The sequence below is a fragment of the Acidovorax temperans genome, from assembly GCF_028596105.1.
Taxonomy (GTDB): Bacteria; Pseudomonadota; Gammaproteobacteria; order Burkholderiales; family Burkholderiaceae_C; genus Acidovorax; species Acidovorax temperans.
Genome location: NZ_CP117193.1, coordinates 4,196,905 through 4,212,755, shown reverse-complemented (window position 1 = coordinate 4,212,755; position 15,851 = coordinate 4,196,905). Strand labels below are relative to the sequence as shown.

The window sequence follows — 15,851 nt, the reverse complement described above, 5'->3', positions numbered from 1 at the left end:
TCTGCTGGGTTGCTTTTTTAGGCGCCGAGAAGGCGAGTGCGGGAGCCTTTCAGTCGTATAAATTATTGTGTAGTCGCAAAAATTATTGTAATTCACAGCCTCCGCCCACCAGCGCCACGGCGCTGGCTGTGTGGTGGGGCTGGCGCGTGGGGCGGCGGCCCCAGTCTTCCGGGCGGAAGCTGCCGGCCAGGCTGGCCACGGCGGCGCTCTCCAGCGCCTCGTCCACTTGCATGGCGGGCAGCAGCCCGGCAAAGCGCTGCGCCAGCATGGACTTGCCCGAGCCCGGCGGGCCCACCATCAACAGGCCATGGCCGCCAGCAGCAGCAATCTCCAGCGCGCGGCGCGCAGCCGTCTGGCCCTTCACGTCGGCCAGGTCCGGCCCGCCGGTAGGGCTGCGCGGTGGCTGTGCCTGCAGCACCGCCCAGCCTTCGCTGGGGGCGGGGGGCTCAGCGCCGGGTGGCAGAAAGGCCTGCACCACATCCAGCAGGTGGCGCGCACGCACCACCCGCGCGCCGGGCACCAGGGCGGCTTCTTCGGCGCTGCCGGGGGGCAACACCAGGCAGGCGGTGCTGCCTTGTGTGTGCAGCGCCAGGCTGGTGGCCAGGGCGCCGCGCACGGGGCGCAGTTCGCCGGACAAAGACAGCTCGCCCGCAAATTCATGCCCCGCCAGCCGGCTGGCATCGATCTGCCCACTGGCGGCGAGGATGCCCAGCGCAATCGGCAGGTCGAACCGCCCGGAATCCTTGGGCAGATCGGCCGGTGCCAGGTTCACGGTGATGCGTTTGTTGTTAGGAAAGTCCAGCCCCGCGTTCTGCAGGGCCGAGCGCACGCGTTCGCGCGCTTCTTTCACCTCCACTTCGGCCAGGCCCACCAGCGTGAAGCTGGGCAGGCCGTTGGCCAGATGCACTTCCACGGTGACAGAAGGCGCCAACATCCCCAGAAGGGCGCGGCTTTGCACCAAAGCAAGACTCATGAAGCGGTTTCTCCCCAGATGGGTGCGTTTGTGGGTGTTTTGGCGAGGGCTTGTGGGTTTTTGCATCATATGAGTGCGCTTCGCCCGGCGCGATCCCCGCCACTGTACTAGGGATTGTTGTAACCCAACGCAACCGCGCCCGGACCGCATGCGCAGGGCCTGTGGAGGCAATGGCACGGTCCGTGCTTAAAGCCCTTGTCCCTAACTTGTCCAACCGGAGGAAACATGAATCGCACTTCCATCAAGACCCTGGGCTTTGCCCTCGCTGCTGCGCTGCCCCTGTTGGCCAGCGCGCAACTCACGGGCAACGTCAGCCTGACCACCAACTACAAGTTCCGTGGCCAGGACCAGGACGCCAGCAAGGTCAAGGCCGTCAAGCCCGCGCTGCAAGGGGGTTTTGACTATACCTTTGGCGACAGCGGCTTTTACGTCGGCAACTGGAATTCCAGCGTGGACTGGCTCTCCGGCAATTCGCTGGAGATGGATTTCTACGGTGGCTACAAATTCAAGGCCGGTGAGGTGGACCTGGACGTGGGCGCGCTGACCTACGCCTACCCCGGCAACTCGCTGGGCAACACCACCGAGCTGTACGGCGCGGCCACTTACGGCCCCTTCACCGCCAAGTACTCGCACACCCTGTCCAATGACTACATGGGTTTTGCTGGCGCCAAGGCAGGTTCTGGTCTGAAGGGCCGCAACACGGGCTACGTGAATCTGGCATTCGCACAGGAAGTGGCCCCCAGCGTCACCCTGAAGGCATCGGTCGGCTTCACCCGCTTTGCCAGCGACATCAAGGACTCGGGCGTGCCCAACTACATGGATTACAGCGTGGGCGGTGCGTACGACTTCGGCAGCGGCCTGTCGCTGGGCGCTGCCGTGGTGGGCGCGAACAAGAAGGACTTCTTCGGTCCCGTCAACAAGTCGCGTGTGATCGTCACCCTGACCAAAACCCTGTAATTCGCTGCGGGCGCCTGGGGCGCCCGCGCTGGAGGAACTGAACATGAAAATGGTGACTGCCATCATCAAACCCTTCAAGCTCGATGAAGTGCGCGAAGCGCTCTCGGACATCGGCGTGCAAGGGATCACCGTCACGGAAGTCAAGGGCTTTGGCCGCCAGAAGGGCCACACCGAGCTGTACCGCGGCGCCGAGTACGTGGTGGACTTTCTTCCCAAGGTCAAGGTCGAGGCCGCCGTGGCCGACGACCTGGTGGACCGCGTGATCGAAGCCATCGAAGGCGCAGCCCGCACCGGCAAGATCGGCGACGGCAAGATTTTTGTGTCCCACCTCGAACAGGTGGTGCGCATCCGCACCGGCGAAACCGGTAAGGAAGCCCTCTGAGGCCCCGCCATACCCATCGGAAAGAAATGCCATGAAAAAACTACTTGCTTCTTTCGTCCTGGGGCTGAGCCTGCTGACTGCAGGCACCTTGTCCCTGGCCCAGGCGCCTGCTGCAGAGCCTGCCGCAGTCACTGCCCCCGCCGCTGAAGCGGCCCCCGCAGCCCCTGCTGCAGCCCCAGCCGCCGCGGCGCCAGCAGCAGCTGCCGAGGCTCCCGCCCCCGTGCCCAACAAGGGCGACACCGCCTGGATGATGGTCGCCACCATTCTGGTGATCCTGATGGTGCTGCCTGGCCTGGCCCTGTTCTATGGCGGCCTGGTGCGCAGCAAGAACATGCTGTCCGTGCTCATGCAGGTCATGGTCACGTTCTCGCTGATCACGGTGCTGTGGTTCATCTATGGCTACAGCCTGGCGTTCACCGAAGGCAATGCCTTCATCGGCGGGTTTGACCGGCTGTTCATGAAGGGCATCTGGGACAACGCGGCGGGCACCTTTGCCAACGCGGCCACGTTCAGCAAGGGCGTGGTGATTCCTGAAATCTCCTTCGCAGCCTTCCAGGCCACGTTTGCCGGCATCACCTGCGCACTGATCGTGGGCGCTTTTGCCGAACGCATCAAGTTCTCTGCCGTGTTGCTGTTCATGGTGCTGTGGTTCACCTTCAGCTACCTGCCCGTGGCCCACATGGTGTGGTTCTGGATGGGCCCCGATGCCTACACCGGCAAGGAAGTGGCCGACGCCATGACCGGCAAGGCTGGCCAGATCTGGCAATGGGGTGCGCTGGACTTTGCTGGCGGCACCGTGGTGCACATCAACGCAGCCGTCGCTGGCCTGGTCGGCGCCTTCATGGTGGGCAAGCGCATCGGCTACGGCAAGGAAGCCATGGCCCCGCACAGCCTCACGCTGACCATGGTGGGTGCATCCCTGCTGTGGGTGGGCTGGTTCGGCTTCAACGCAGGCTCGGCCCTGGAAGCCAATGGCTTCGCCGCCCTGGCCTTTATCAACACGCTGGTGGCTACGGCTGCTGCCGTGCTGGCCTGGTGCCTGGGTGAAGCGCTGATGCGCGGCAAGGCTTCGATGCTGGGCGCTGCCTCGGGCGCCGTGGCTGGCCTGGTGGCGGTGACGCCTGCGGCGGGCAACGTGGGTATCGGCGGTGCGCTGATCATCGGCCTGGTGGGTGGTTTTGCCTGCCTGTGGGGTGTGCATGGCCTCAAGAAGATGCTGGGCGCGGACGACTCGCTCGACGTGTTCGGCGTGCACGGCGTAGGCGGTATCGTGGGTGCGCTGCTGACTGGCGTGTTCAACTCCCCCGCCCTGGGCGGCCCCGGCTACGTGGCTGACTGGGTGACAGCTTCGATGGTGACAGCGGCCGATTACTCCATCGCCGCCCAGGTCTGGACGCAAGCCAAGGCCGTGTTGCTGACGGTGGTGTGGTCGGGCGTGGTGTCGGTCATCGCGTTCAAGTTGGTCGATCTGATGGTGGGCCTGCGCGTCTCGGAAGAAGACGAGCGCGAAGGTCTGGACATCACATCGCACGGCGAAACGGCGTACAGCCGTTAAGGGGGACCACCGGCTGCCGTGTCTGGTGGTGCGGCAGCCGCCCCGTTTTATTAGAGCCTGCTTACTATCTCTCAGGGGACCCCTGGGAGATAGTAAGCAGACTCTAAAGCGAGTCTCCTCAAGCATTGGGCCACCCCGGTTTGCCGCCGTGGTGGCCCTTTTTTGTGCCCGCTGCAAAGAAGCTGCACAGCCTTTGTTCAAAAAATTCATGCGCTGCGGGGGCTGGCTGCAAAGTCACACCCGCTACGATGCAGGGCATGGACCAAGCCCTTGCCCAGATCACCGAGCGCGTGCGCGCCGCCGTTGCAGACCAGACCCCCTTGCGCATCCGAGGCGGGGGCACCAAGGATTTTCATGGCCGTGGCCTGCACGGTGATGTGCTGGACACGCGCCTGCTGTCGGGCATCACCAGCTACGAGCCCAGCGAGCTGGTCATCACCGCCCGCGCGGGCACACCCCTGGCCGAGCTGGAGGCCGCACTGGCCGCCAAGGGCCAGTGCCTGCCCTTTGAGCCGCCGCACTTTTCCCCCGGCGCCACGGTGGGCGGCATGGTGGCGGCAGGCCTGTCGGGCCCCGCGCGCGCCAGCGTGGGCGCGGTGCGCGACTATGTGCTGGGCGTGAGCCTCATCAACGGCAAGGCAGAGCCGCTCACCTTTGGTGGGCAGGTGATGAAGAACGTGGCCGGGTACGACGTCTCGCGCCTCATGGCGGGTTCCTGGGGTACGCTGGGGCTGCTGACGGAAGTGAGCCTCAAGGTGCTCCCCGTGGCCCCGGCCGAAGCCACGCTGCGCTTTGAATGCAACCAGGCCGACGCCCTGCGCAAGCTGCACGCCTGGGGCGGCCAGCCCCTGCCGCTGAACGCCAGCTGCTGGCTGCAAGACGGTGGCGTGGGCACCCTGTATGTGCGCCTGCGCGGCGCCGTGGCTGCCGTGCAGGCTGCGTGCAAAACCATGGGAGGCACCCTTCTGGACAACGCCACCACCGCCCCAGACTGGTCTGCCTGCCGTGACCACACCTTGCCCTGGTTTGTCCAGCGCACACAGCAGCCCGACCTGGCCCTGTGGCGCCTGTCGCTGCCCGCCACCGCGCCGGTGCTGCCGCTGCCTGCAGCCGCCCAGCCGCTGGTGGAATGGCATGGTGCCCTGCGCTGGGTTCAGGCCCCCGCCAGTGCGGGCGATGCCCTGCGCGCCGCTGCCGAGGCGGTGGGCGGTAGTGCTTCTGTTTTTGTAGCTGCCAGCGCTTATCCAGAAAGCGCTAGCGGCCAATTTGATCCAAAGTCTGCCGCGCTGGCGCAAATCCACGCCCGCGTGAAGCAGGCGTTCGACCCCGCGGGCATCTTCAACCCGGGCCGCCTGGCCGCCGCCTGGTAAAGCGCGGCCCATGCGCCACCTGATCCATCTCACGGGCCACCACCGCACGGTCACCACCAACCGGGTGCTGGGCCTGTTGCTGGCCTTCAATGCAGGTGCCGTGAATGCGGGCGGCTTTCTGGTGGCGCAGATGTACACCTCGCACATGACGGGCTTCCTCTCGTCACTGGCCGACAACCTGGTGCTGGGCAACATGAAGCTGGTGCTGGGTGCGGTGGGCACGCTGTGGGCCTTCATGTCGGGGGCGGGCAGCACGGCCATTCTGGTGAACTGGGCGCGCCACCACCAGTTGCACGGCACCTACGCGCTGCCGTTGCTGCTCGAAGCCATCCTCATGCTGCTGTTTGGCCTGGTGGGGGCCATCACGCTGGGCTGGCGCACGCCGTTTGCTGTGCCCCTCACGGTGCTGCTGCTGGCCTACCTCATGGGCCTGCAAAACGCAGTGGTCACCAAGATGTCGTCGGCCCAGATCCGCACCACGCACATGACCGGCGTGGTGACTGACCTGGGCATCGAAATGGGCAAGATGCTCTACTGGAACCGCAGCGGCACCGCCCCTGAGCGCTATGTGAAGGCGAACCGCGACCGGCTGCGCCTGTTTGCCGGGCTGGCGGCCATGTTTTTGGTGGGCGGACTGGTAGGCGCTGCTGGCTTCAAGTACGTGGGCTTTATTTTTGTGTTGCCGCTGGCGCTGGTGCTGCTTACCTTGTCGCTGCCCCCTTTGTGGGCTGACCGGAACAAGCTGCGGCAGTTGCTGCTGCAGCGCCGCACCGGCCACCAGCCGGGCGACGCCAGCCCGTCCGGGCCCGATGCAGGCCCCTAGACCGCTGGCGCAACACCCCCCGATCTTTACCGTTATCTCCAGGCACGCTCCATGCAGACCCAACTCGCCCCCGAATACGCAGCCCGCCCCGACGGCCAGGAAGCCGAAGCCATCCTGCGCAAGTGCGTGCACTGCGGCTTTTGCACCGCCACCTGCCCCACCTACCAGCTGCTGGGCGACGAGCTGGACGGGCCGCGCGGCCGCATCTACCTTATCAAGCAAGTGCTGGAAGGCGCCGAGCCCACGCGCGCCACGCAGATGCACCTGGACCGGTGCCTGACTTGCCGCAATTGCGAAAGCACCTGTCCCAGCGGCGTGCAGTACGGCCACCTGGTGGACATTGGCCGCAAGATCGTGGACGAAAAAGTGCCCCGCCCTGCAGGCGAGAAGGCACTGCGCTGGGCACTGAAGGAAGGCCTGCCCTCGCCGCTGTTTGCCCCTGTCATGAAGGCCGGGCAAATGGTGCGCGGCCTGCTGCCCGAAGCACTCAAGGCCAAGGTGCCCGCCCCCCGTGACGCCGGGGCCTGGCCCACGCGTGAACATGCGCGCAAGGTCATCATGCTGGCCGGCTGCGTGCAGCCCGCGATGATGCCCAACATCAACACCGCCACTGCCCGTGTGCTCGACGCCGTGGGTGTGCAGTCGGTCATCGTGCCCAAGGCCGGGTGCTGCGGTGCGGTGAAGTTCCACCTCAACGACCAGGAAGGTGGCAAGGCCGAGATGCGCGCCAACATCGATGCCTGGTGGCCGCTGGTGGAGCAGGGCGGGGTGGAAGCCATTGTGATGAACGCCTCGGGCTGCGGTGTGACGGTGAAGGAATACGGCCACCTGCTCAAGGACGATGCGCAATACGCCGCCAAGGCCGAGCGCATCAGCGCCCTCACACGCGACTTGTCAGAACTGCTGCCTGCCATGCTGCCCGAGCTGGCAGCCAAGCTGCAGGGCCGTGTGAGCCAGCCTGACACCCTGTACGCCTACCACCCCCCCTGCACCCTGCAGCATGGGCAAAAGCTGCGCGGTGGGGTGGAGTCGCACCTGAACCAGCTGGGCTTCAAGCTGCGCGCCGCGCGCAACGAAGCGCACCTGTGCTGCGGCTCTGCGGGCACGTATTCGGTGCTGAACCCCGAACTGTCTCACCAGCTGCGCGACCGCAAGTTGGGCGTGCTGAACGAAGCCTTCGGCGAGCAGCCGCCGGACATGATCCTTTCGGCCAACATCGGCTGCATCACCCACCTGCAAAGCGGCACGGGCACGCCGGTACGGCACTGGGTGGAGGTGCTGGACGAAGCCCTGAGGCAGCGTTAGTCTGCTGTCAGGCGTCGCGTGATTGCGCGCCCTGGGCTACCCGGCGTGCCGTGGGCTCACTCCGCTCGATTGGCGGCCCGGATGCGGGTTGGCGTCAGCGTGGTGCATTTACACACCAAAAATGCGATCCTCGATTGCAAAAAATGACGGAAATGGTAAAGTTGAAACACTCGCTTACATAATTTCATACCCTACAACCCCTTGGAGCACAGGTTGTAGTTGACGCAGGAGATTTCATGAACGACCACCGCCATACTTGGACGTTGGGCCAGCGCTTGCTGTTGATCAACGGCGTGATGTTTGTGCTGCTTGCCGCTGTGGCGGTGGCCATCTGGTTCATGATGAGCCGCATCAGCGACGATGCGGATTCGGTGCGCACCGTCAACGTACCCCAGCTGCAGCGCATCTCGGAGATGGAACTGAACGTCACCCGCGTATCGCTGCAGTTGCGCCACGCCATTCTGGCGCGCAACGCCCAGGAACTGGAAGCCACGCTGGCCGATATTGCAGACAAGCGCAAAACCATTGCTGGAGCCATGGAAGGTCTGGGCCAGGGGATGTTCGATGACGAAGGTCGCCAGGCGTTCGTGCCCTTGCAAGGCTTGGTGAACGAGTTCTGGAAGGTGGGAGAGGAAAACCTGCGCCTCATCCAGGACGGCAAGAAGGATGAAGCGTTCGCCTTCCTGGTGGATCGCACCATCCCTGCGCGCAACAAAATTCTCACCGTGCTGGATAGTGAAAAAAAGCGCCAGAGCCAGCGCCTGTCCCTGACCATCAACGAGGTGAAAAGCCTGGCCGCTGCCGACCGCAACATCGCCGTGGCGGTGATGGTGCTGGTGATGGCCTGCCTTTCGGGCCTGGGGTTGTACCTGCGCGCGGTGGTGCGCGACCTGGGGGCAGACCCGCCCGACCTCAAGCGCGTGGCGCTGGCCGTGGCCAACGGTGATCTGGGTGTGGAGGTGCTGACCCGCGAGGGGGACAAAGCCAGCATCATGGCGGGCCTGCGCAACATGCGCGAGCGCCTCGCCGAAGTGGTGGGCACCGTTCGCCAGAGTGCAGAAAGCGTGTCTGCCGCGAGCCGTGAAATCTCTGCGGGCAACCACGATTTGTCCGCCCGCACCGAGCAGCAGGCCGCAGCGCTGCAGCAAACGGCCGCGTCGATGGACGAAATGGGCGCCGCCGTGCGCCAGAACGCCGAAAGCGCCCGCCGCGCCGACCAGCTGGCCCAGGAAGCCACCCGGGTGGCAGAGCAGGGTGGGGCGGTGGTGAGCAACGTGGTGCACACCATGAAGGGCATCCACGACAGCAGCAACCGCATCAGCAACATCATCGGGGTGATTGACTCCATCGCCTTCCAGACCAACATCCTGGCGCTGAATGCTGCGGTGGAAGCTGCACGCGCGGGCGAGCAAGGCCGGGGCTTTGCGGTGGTGGCTTCCGAGGTGCGCACCTTGTCGCAGCGCACGGCCACCGCAGCCAAGGAGATCAAGGAGTTGATCACCGCCAGCGCCCTGCAGGTTCACCAGGGAAGCACGCAGGTCAACGAAGCGGGCGCCACGATGACCGAGGTAGTCGAGGCTATCCGCCGCGTGACGGCCCTGATGGGTGAAATCAGTGCATCCAGCGAAGAGCAAAGCCGTGGCGTGCAGCAGATTGCCGAGGCGGTCACCGTCATCGATCAGGGCACACAGCAAAACGCTGCTTTGGTGGAAGAAATGGCCGCCGCTGCCAGCAGCCTGGAAAACCAGGCCGCAGCCTTGGTGCAAGCCATGGCCGTCTTCCGCATGGCGGGCGAAGCCTTGAGTCAGCCCAAGGCCATGCCTGCCCCAGCCTTTGCTCCTGCGCCTGCACGGGCTCCAGCCGTTCAGCGTGCGCCGGCAACTGCGGTGCGCCATGCTCCTGCTGCCTCACCAAAGTCCGCTGTGGCAGCGCCGGCCAAGGCCACGGCTTCTGACGACAATTGGGAATCGTTCTGACGCTTTGCTGAGGTGACCCGCCCGCTTCAAAGCGGGCGGCATGGTGCTGCAGCTGGCTCTGCGCACGTCGAAAGCGCTTGATGTGGTGACGCACCCTGCGGTGCAAGTGTGTCTGTAGCTTGCAGAACTGTCTGGTGTCCCCCGTTTGTCATCTCGCCCGCCTGATCCAGCGGCGGACCGGGGCAAGACTGGGCAACGATCTCAAACGGAAATGTTCCCTGCCTGATGGGAACAGTGGGTGTGCCGTAGAGGCCGCTTTGGCAACCTGGCTTACTGCTGCGCCGCCGCCCAGGCGCGGAACTCTGCCTCGGGCAGTGGGCGGCTGAAGCGGTAGCCCTGGAACAGGTCGCAGCCAGAGCGCAGCAACCGTTCTTGCTGGGCCAGGGTCTCCACCCCCTCGGCCAGCACGCGCAGGTCCAGCTGGTGGGCCATGGCCACGATGGCGTCGATCAGCACCGCAGGGCGTTTGCCTTGGCCGCTGTGCTCGGGGGCGTCGATGTCCATGGTGAACGAGCGGTCGATCTTCAGCACGTCAATCGGCAGGCGCTTGAGGTAGGCCAGGCTGGAATACCCCGTGCCGAAATCGTCCAGCGCAAAGCGCACCCCGTGGCGGCGCAGCTGGGCCATTTTTTCCAGTGTGGCTTCCAGGTCGTCCACCAGCACGCTTTCCGTCAATTCCAGCTCCAGCGCAAAGGCATCGATGCCCACGCGGGCGATCAGCGATTCAATGCGGCCGATGAAGTCCGCCTCACGGAACTGACGGGCACTCACATTCACGGCCATCGTCAGCTTCGTGGCCCACGGAGCGCAGGCGGGATCGTTTTGCCAGCGGTGCAGAGTGGTGGCTGCTTCTTCCAGAACCCAGTTGCCCAGGGGCACGATCAGGCCGCTGGCTTCGGCTTCTGGGATGAACTGCACGGGCGACACCAGGCCGCGACGCGGGTCCTGCCAGCGTACCAGTGCCTCTACACCGGCCAGGCGGCCGTGGCTGTCCACCTGCGGCTGGTAGTGCAACAGCAGCGGCGCGGGCTTGGCTTCCAACGCTCGGCGCAGGTCGCTGCGCAGCGCCAGGCGTTCACTGGCGGCTTCCTGCAAGGCATGGGCGAAAAAGTACACGCGGCTGTCGCCCGCATCCTTGGCACGGTGCATGGCGGTTTCTGCTTCACGCAGCAGCTCGGGTGCGTCGCGGCTGTCGTTGGGAATCATCACCACACCTGCCCCGGCAGACAGGTGCAGCACCTGTCCTTGCACCTCCAGCGGCTCGGCGATGGCTGCCAGCAAGCGTTCGATGGTGCGTGCAGCTTCGGCCGATGCCTGGTTCAGATCGCCTTGCAGGTCGCACAGCAGCAGGGCGAAGGTGTCACCATCCACCCGGGCCAGCCTTTGGCCCTGGCTCTGCAGCGCGCTCAGCCGCCGTGCCATGGTGCGCAGCACGGTGTCGCCAGCGGCCATGCCGAGCGAGTCGTTGATGGACTGGAAGGCGTTGATGTTGATGGTGGCCAGGGCTGCGCGGCGCGGTTGCAGATCGGCCGCTGCCAGCTCCTGCACGACTTGTTCGAGCAACGAGCGCCGGTTGCTCAGCCCGGTCAACGCGTCGAAATGGGCCAGTTGGCGGATTTCGGCCTCGGCCGCGAGGCGGGTGCGGATGTCGCGCACCGCCACCACTCGCACCTGGCGGTTGCCCAGCTGGCGGCGGCGTACGCTGCATTCGCAGGGGATGGTTTGCCCTTGTGCATCCTGCAGGTCCACTTCCCACACGCCTTCCATGCCCTGCGTGGTGCGCTGAATGGTGCGTTCCAGAAAGGGGGGGGAGACCCAGGAGAGCATGGCCGTGCCCACCAGCCCTCCGGGCGCAACGCCCATGAGGCGGTCAGCGGCCGCGTTCGCATCGGTGATGCGTCCGTTTTCGTGCAGGATGATGGCTTCAAAGGAGGCGTCTGACAGTTGCCGGAAGCGGGCCTCGCTTTCGGCCAGCGCCGTGTTGCGTGCCTGCAGTTCGCTCGCCATCTTTTCAAGGGCCTGGCCCAGGTCGTGGAAATCGCCACTGCCCTGCAGGCGTGGCAGGTGGGTGAAATCGCCTGCGCCAATACGTTCCATGCCTGCACGCAGCGCGGCCACGGGCCGCAGAATGCCCCAGCGCGCCAAGGCCAGCAGGCCCAGCGAACCAAGCAGCACGGCCATCGCCAGCACCACTGCCTGTGTACGGAGCTGGTTCCAGGTCTCTGCGGCCACGGGGCGCAGGTCATAGTCAATCCACAGCATGCCCTGGCGCGTGGCGCGCACTTCGCCAGACTGCAGGCCCATGGTGACCGGGGCCACTGCCGTCAGTCGCAGCTGCGCACGGTCCAGCGTCAAGAGCTCACGCTGCGCGCGGCGAACCTGCCGCACGGCGTCTTCGGTGTAGCCGGGTATGTGCTCGGTCGCGGTGCGGCCCTTCCAGGCAAAGCGGGTGGCCGCAATGACTTTGCCGTCCGGGCCCACCAGGGCGGCCTGGGCAATGGCAGGGTTCAGTCCCAGCTGCGAAACAATGCCCACCGTGCCGCTGCCATCGCTGCGGCGCAGAACGGTCTCCAATGCCCGCTGGGTTTCCAGCAGTTCCGCGTGCGCCGTGTGGTCGGCAAATCGCTGCAGGTCCTGGGCGTAATGCCGCTGTTGGTCTGCAATCAGAATCAAGGCCATCACCGCACTGGCAATGATGAGCGACAGGGGCAGCCACAGGCGCAGATTGAACACCCGCACGGTGTGCGTGGCGACTGCGGGCTCCGGGTGGGGCGCTGTCATGGGGTTGTGCCGCGTACGAAGCGGTCGTCGATCAGGTGGGTGGTGTCTACCCGCCTTTGCAGCAAGCCCTGTTCCAGCATGCCCAGCGCCATGCGCTGCGCCGAGGCGGCCAGCCGCGAGTCTGTTCCGCTCATCAGCGTGCGGTTGGCGGCGGCGTCTGGTAGCTCGATACCGCTGAAGGCTGCATCCATCTCTGTCGGGGTGAGGCCCAGGCGGGGCGCCATGCGCCGCAGCGCGTCTTCGCGCTGAGTGCGCAGGTGTGCCAGGGCACGTTCCTGGGCGGCCAGCAGTTGGGAGATGCGCTGGGTGCAACAGGCCAGCGCGTCGGTGCGCGCCACCAGCACGTCCACGATTTCACCGGGGATGGCGCTGCTGTCAAACAGCACCGGCGCTCCCTCGCCACGCAAGACCTGCAGCACCGGGTCGAAGGTCACGAGCGCGTCCACCCGGCTCTCGCGCCAGGCCGTCAGGTGTTCGTCCAGGGGCAGGGGCACTACGGTGATGTCGGTGGTGCGCAGCCCAGCCTTGGCCAAGGCTGCATTCAGCATGTAGGCACCCACGGCCGTTTGTTCTACCCCCACCTTGCGGCCGCGCAGGTCCGCCAGCCCGGCCACCCCGTAGCGGGCCACCAGCGCGTCGGCGCCCTGGGAAATGTCCAAGACCCAGATCACCTTGATGGGAATGCCTTCCTGGACGAGCGTCAGGGCTTCGTCCAGCGTCAGCCCCGCCATGTCGAGCCGGCCGGTGCGCAGCCCATCCATGCTCTGGGTGGTGGAGCCCAGCTCCACCAGGCGCAGGGGAAGGCCTTCGTGCAGGCCCAGGTCGCGCGCCAAGTACAGGGGCTCGTACCCCGTCCACGTGTTGGTGCCCACCGTCAGCGGGGCCTCATAGCGGGCGCCGCACGCGCTCAACAGCGCGGCGCAAGAGGCCAGGGCAAGTGCAATGCAAGTCCCCCGCCACCCGGAACGTTTGCCGGGGGAGTCAGCGGTGTGGGGCACAGCGGAATGCATTGCCCAATGGTAAGCGAGTGTGTCCAACCCAGGGCATATGTTTTGGCCAAAGGAGGGGGAACTCCTAGGTGGCAAGTCGCGCAGGTGCCCGCCTGCCATGCGCGACAGAAATCGCCTCGGGACCCTCTACAGGGAAATCTGGGATGATGCGGGGTTGTTTTCTCCGTCCGCTGCTGCAGCCTGCCTGCGGCCTGATTGCCACGACCATGTCTGCCGATTCTTCGTCCCCCTCTCCCGCTCCCGCATCTGTTGATGCCGCCGCTACCGGGGCCGGCCGTGCCCGCCGTGGCGGCAAGCGCCAGCGCCCCCGCAACCCTGCACCCGCGGCCACTACGCCGGATGCTGCCCCTGGCGTGGCCAAAGCCCCCCGCACTCCCCACCCCGTACTGGAACAACTGGCGGGCCTGTACCCCCACTTGTTTGGCGCGGTGTTCCGCCCGCTCAAGCGCGGTATCTTCCAGGACCTGCTGGCCGCCCACCCCGACGCGTTTGAGCGCGAAGCCCTCAAGGTGGCGCTGGGCATCCACACCCGTTCCACCCGCTACCTACAGGCCGTGGCCGCTGGCGAAAAGCGCCATGACCTGCAAGGCCAGCCTGTGGAAGCCATGGCCCCCGAACATGTACACCACGCCTTGCTGGAGGTGTACCGCCGCCGCAAGAACCAGAAGGGCCGCCCCACCGAAGACCTGCTGCCCAAGCTGCGCAACCGCATCATTGCGGCGTTCGAATCCTCGGGCCTGACCCGCGAGGCCTACACCGAGCTGGTGGTGGGCCGCGACGACGCTGCCAATGCCATCCTCGAAGAAGCCTTTGCCGAATGGGCCGCCCGCAACGCCAAGGCTGAAGCCCTGCTGCGCGCCTTTGAAGCCAGCGGCAGCACGCTGGAGCAGTTTGCCGATATGTACGGCATGGATCCGCGCAGCACCGGCCAGCAACTCGAACGCGCGCGCAAATTGGCCGCTGCCGCCCAGGGCAACCCATCCGCCAGCGCCCCGGCGGTGTAACCACGCCACAGCACTGCCATGCTGCTGACATCACGGTGTCAGCAGCCACGCGGCACCATGCCAACCCTGTGAATAAATACAGGGAGTTGGAGTGTCCTCTTTCATCGCACCCCAGGCGACCACCGTGGCGGCTTTTCGCGTTGCCGGGATCGCCGTGCGCACCACCAATGCGGCCGAGGCCGACCCGGCCAGCGCCCGCATCGGCCCGCTGTGGGACCGTTTCTTCAGCGAAAGCTGGCAACACAAGCTGCCCCCGCCCGGCGCCGATGGTCGGGTGTTTGGCGTCTACAGCGGCTATGCCTCAGACCAGCATGGCGCCTTCGACGTGACCGCCGGTGTCGCGGCGCCGGCAAACCATCAGGCTTTGCAGGGCGCCACCACGGTGGACATTGAAGCCGGCACCTACCTGGTGTTTGAAGCCGAGGGCCAGATGCCCCAGCTGGTCATCGACGCCTGGGGCGCCGTGTGGCGCTACTTTGCCAACCACCCGCAGGTGCAGCGGCGCTTTGGCACCGACTTCGAGGCCTACTCGGGCCCGTACCATGTGGCGCTTCACATTGGTGTGCGGGGTGATTTGCTATGAAATATGTAGCTAATGGCGCTTGTTGCATAGGCGCTAGAGCCTGTTTTTGCTCAAAACATGCGCCGCGCTGACCGCCTGTTCCAGATCGTGCAGCTCATCCGCGGGCGGCGCCTGTCCACCGCCGCCTTCCTGGCCGAGCGGCTCGAGGTCTCGCAACGCACCATCTACCGCGACGTGGCCGACCTGCAGCACCAGGGCGTGCCCATCGAAGGCGAAGCGGGCGTGGGTTACCGCCTGGGGGCGGGGTTTGAGCTGCCCCCGCTCATGTTCAGCCAGGGTGAGGCCAACGCCCTGGTGGCCGCTGCCCGCCTGGCGCAGGCCTGGCTGGACCCGGGCCTGGCGCGCGAGGTGGAAGGCGCCTTGGGCAAGATCCTTTCGGTGCTACCCCCCGCAGCCCGGCTGGCAGCCGAAGCCCAGGCGCTGTACGCACCCCTGGTGGGGCTCGACGCCCGCGCCCAGGCCACCCTGCAGGCGCTGCGCGAGGCGGTGCAAAGCTGTCATGTGGTGGAAATTGATTACGCCGATGTGCAGGGCCGCCCCAGCCTGCGCCGGCTGCGGCCGCTGGGCTGCTTTTACTGGGGCAAGGTGTGGACCCTGTCAGCCTGGTGCGAGCTGCGCAACGACTTCCGGGGCTTTCGCATCGACCGCATCGCGGCCTTCACGGTGCTGCCCGAGCGCTTTCGGCAAGAGCCCGGCAAAACGCTGGCCGACCTGCTGCGCCAGGTGGAGGCAGAGAGGGACGGGGTGGCCGCTGGAGTGCGTGGCTGCACCGGGGGCAGAGAGAAGTTCTTGAAGGGGCGCGCAAGGAGTGAGGGCCCAATCCGGGAAGGGGCCGAAGCGGAGTTGGCTTTTCAGGAGCAAGCGTTTGATAACCAAGTTTTTCAGAACTTGATACACAAGGCATTCCGAAGAATTTGATTCCGAAACAACACAATATCAATTGAATGTTAAAAACTAGAGGCTGTTGTTACACAAAGACAACAAATCTAGTTTTTCGGTGCTCAATGCCAATCATCAATTGGCCGTACAAAAAGTAAAACCGTTATGATCGCGCGGCGTAGTCTCCCTTCTAGTCGAGAGAGAAAACCGCATTGCGCTGAGCTGAAGATCTTCAGCCTATATATCGATTTCT

General features: G+C 65.5%; 11 protein-coding genes and 2 pseudogenes. 10 read left to right on the top strand and 3 right to left on the bottom strand.

Features of this window, described 5'->3' with window-relative positions:
* Positions 1-97: 97 nt before the first annotated feature.
* Positions 98-973, bottom strand: a pseudogene (locus PQV96_RS19800) (YifB family Mg chelatase-like AAA ATPase); the annotation flags it as partial.
* A gap of 225 nt (positions 974-1,198) precedes the next feature.
* Between PQV96_RS19800 and PQV96_RS19795 the strand changes: the two are divergent.
* From PQV96_RS19795 to PQV96_RS19765, 7 genes are all read left to right on the top strand, one after another.
* Positions 1,199-1,930, top strand: a complete 732-nt coding sequence (locus tag PQV96_RS19795) for a TorF family putative porin (RefSeq protein ID WP_207374942.1) — start codon at positions 1,199-1,201, stop codon at positions 1,928-1,930.
* A gap of 43 nt (positions 1,931-1,973) precedes the next feature.
* Entirely contained in the window at positions 1,974-2,312 is a 339-nt protein-coding gene (glnK, locus tag PQV96_RS19790; RefSeq protein WP_044397167.1) for a P-II family nitrogen regulator, read from the top strand.
* A 31-nt stretch (positions 2,313-2,343) separates the two neighbouring features.
* Complete coding sequence (amt, locus tag PQV96_RS19785; protein ID WP_198847240.1) at positions 2,344-3,867, top strand: ammonium transporter; 1,524 nt, start codon at positions 2,344-2,346, stop codon at positions 3,865-3,867.
* A 248-nt stretch (positions 3,868-4,115) separates the two neighbouring features.
* Positions 4,116-5,237, top strand: a complete 1,122-nt coding sequence (gene glcE, locus PQV96_RS19780) for a glycolate oxidase subunit GlcE (protein WP_273623966.1) — start codon at positions 4,116-4,118, stop codon at positions 5,235-5,237.
* 10 nt (positions 5,238-5,247) lie between these two features.
* Positions 5,248-6,060, top strand: a complete 813-nt coding sequence (locus PQV96_RS19775) for a YoaK family protein (protein WP_273623965.1) — start codon at positions 5,248-5,250, stop codon at positions 6,058-6,060.
* A 51-nt stretch (positions 6,061-6,111) separates the two neighbouring features.
* Positions 6,112-7,365, top strand: coding sequence for a glycolate oxidase subunit GlcF (glcF, locus tag PQV96_RS19770; protein WP_273623964.1), 1,254 nt, complete (start codon positions 6,112-6,114; stop codon positions 7,363-7,365).
* Between the two features lie 236 nt (positions 7,366-7,601).
* On the top strand, positions 7,602-9,341 hold the full coding sequence (locus PQV96_RS19765) for a methyl-accepting chemotaxis protein (RefSeq protein WP_273623963.1): 1,740 nt from the start codon (positions 7,602-7,604) through the stop codon (positions 9,339-9,341).
* 270 nt (positions 9,342-9,611) lie between these two features.
* On the opposite strand, the gene PQV96_RS19760 is transcribed toward PQV96_RS19765, so the two are convergent.
* Together PQV96_RS19760 and PQV96_RS19755 are read right to left on the bottom strand one after the other, a co-directional pair.
* Entirely contained in the window at positions 9,612-12,122 is a 2,511-nt protein-coding gene (locus tag PQV96_RS19760; protein ID WP_273623962.1) for an EAL domain-containing protein, read from the bottom strand.
* Positions 12,119-13,120: an ABC transporter substrate-binding protein gene (locus tag PQV96_RS19755; RefSeq protein WP_273623961.1), complete on the bottom strand. Its 1,002-nt coding sequence runs from the start codon at positions 13,118-13,120 to the stop codon at positions 12,119-12,121. The genes PQV96_RS19760 and PQV96_RS19755 overlap by 4 nt, the downstream gene beginning before the upstream one ends.
* 155 nt (positions 13,121-13,275) lie before the next feature.
* On the opposite strand from PQV96_RS19755, the gene PQV96_RS19750 reads away from it, so the two are divergent.
* From PQV96_RS19750 to PQV96_RS19740, 3 genes and pseudogenes are all read left to right on the top strand, one after another.
* Positions 13,276-14,136, top strand: coding sequence for a ProQ/FINO family protein (locus PQV96_RS19750; RefSeq protein WP_420482166.1), 861 nt, complete (start codon positions 13,276-13,278; stop codon positions 14,134-14,136).
* Positions 14,137-14,227: 91 nt separating this feature from the next.
* Positions 14,228-14,719, top strand: coding sequence for a GyrI-like domain-containing protein (locus tag PQV96_RS19745; protein WP_273623959.1), 492 nt, complete (start codon positions 14,228-14,230; stop codon positions 14,717-14,719).
* A gap of 57 nt (positions 14,720-14,776) precedes the next feature.
* Positions 14,777-15,454: pseudogene (locus PQV96_RS19740) on the top strand (helix-turn-helix transcriptional regulator); the annotation flags it as partial.
* Between the last annotated feature and the right edge of the window lie 397 nt (positions 15,455-15,851).

Excerpts from the sequence above, each read along its gene's own strand:
- amt (WP_198847240.1), top strand. The coding sequence starts at position 2,344 with ATGAAAAAACTACTTGCTTCTTTCGTCCTGGGGCTGAGCCTGCTGACT.
- glnK (WP_044397167.1), top strand. The coding sequence starts at position 1,974 with ATGAAAATGGTGACTGCCATCATCAAACCCTTCAAGCTCGATGAAGTG.
- PQV96_RS19795 (WP_207374942.1), top strand. The coding sequence starts at position 1,199 with ATGAATCGCACTTCCATCAAGACCCTGGGCTTTGCCCTCGCTGCTGCG.
- PQV96_RS19750 (WP_420482166.1), top strand. The coding sequence starts at position 13,276 with ATGATGCGGGGTTGTTTTCTCCGTCCGCTGCTGCAGCCTGCCTGCGGC.
- glcE (WP_273623966.1), top strand. The coding sequence starts at position 4,116 with ATGCAGGGCATGGACCAAGCCCTTGCCCAGATCACCGAGCGCGTGCGC.
- PQV96_RS19775 (WP_273623965.1), top strand. The coding sequence starts at position 5,248 with ATGCGCCACCTGATCCATCTCACGGGCCACCACCGCACGGTCACCACC.
- PQV96_RS19765 (WP_273623963.1), top strand. The coding sequence starts at position 7,602 with ATGAACGACCACCGCCATACTTGGACGTTGGGCCAGCGCTTGCTGTTG.
- PQV96_RS19760 (WP_273623962.1), bottom strand. The coding sequence starts at position 12,122 with ATGACAGCGCCCCACCCGGAGCCCGCAGTCGCCACGCACACCGTGCGG.
- glcF (WP_273623964.1), top strand. The coding sequence starts at position 6,112 with ATGCAGACCCAACTCGCCCCCGAATACGCAGCCCGCCCCGACGGCCAG.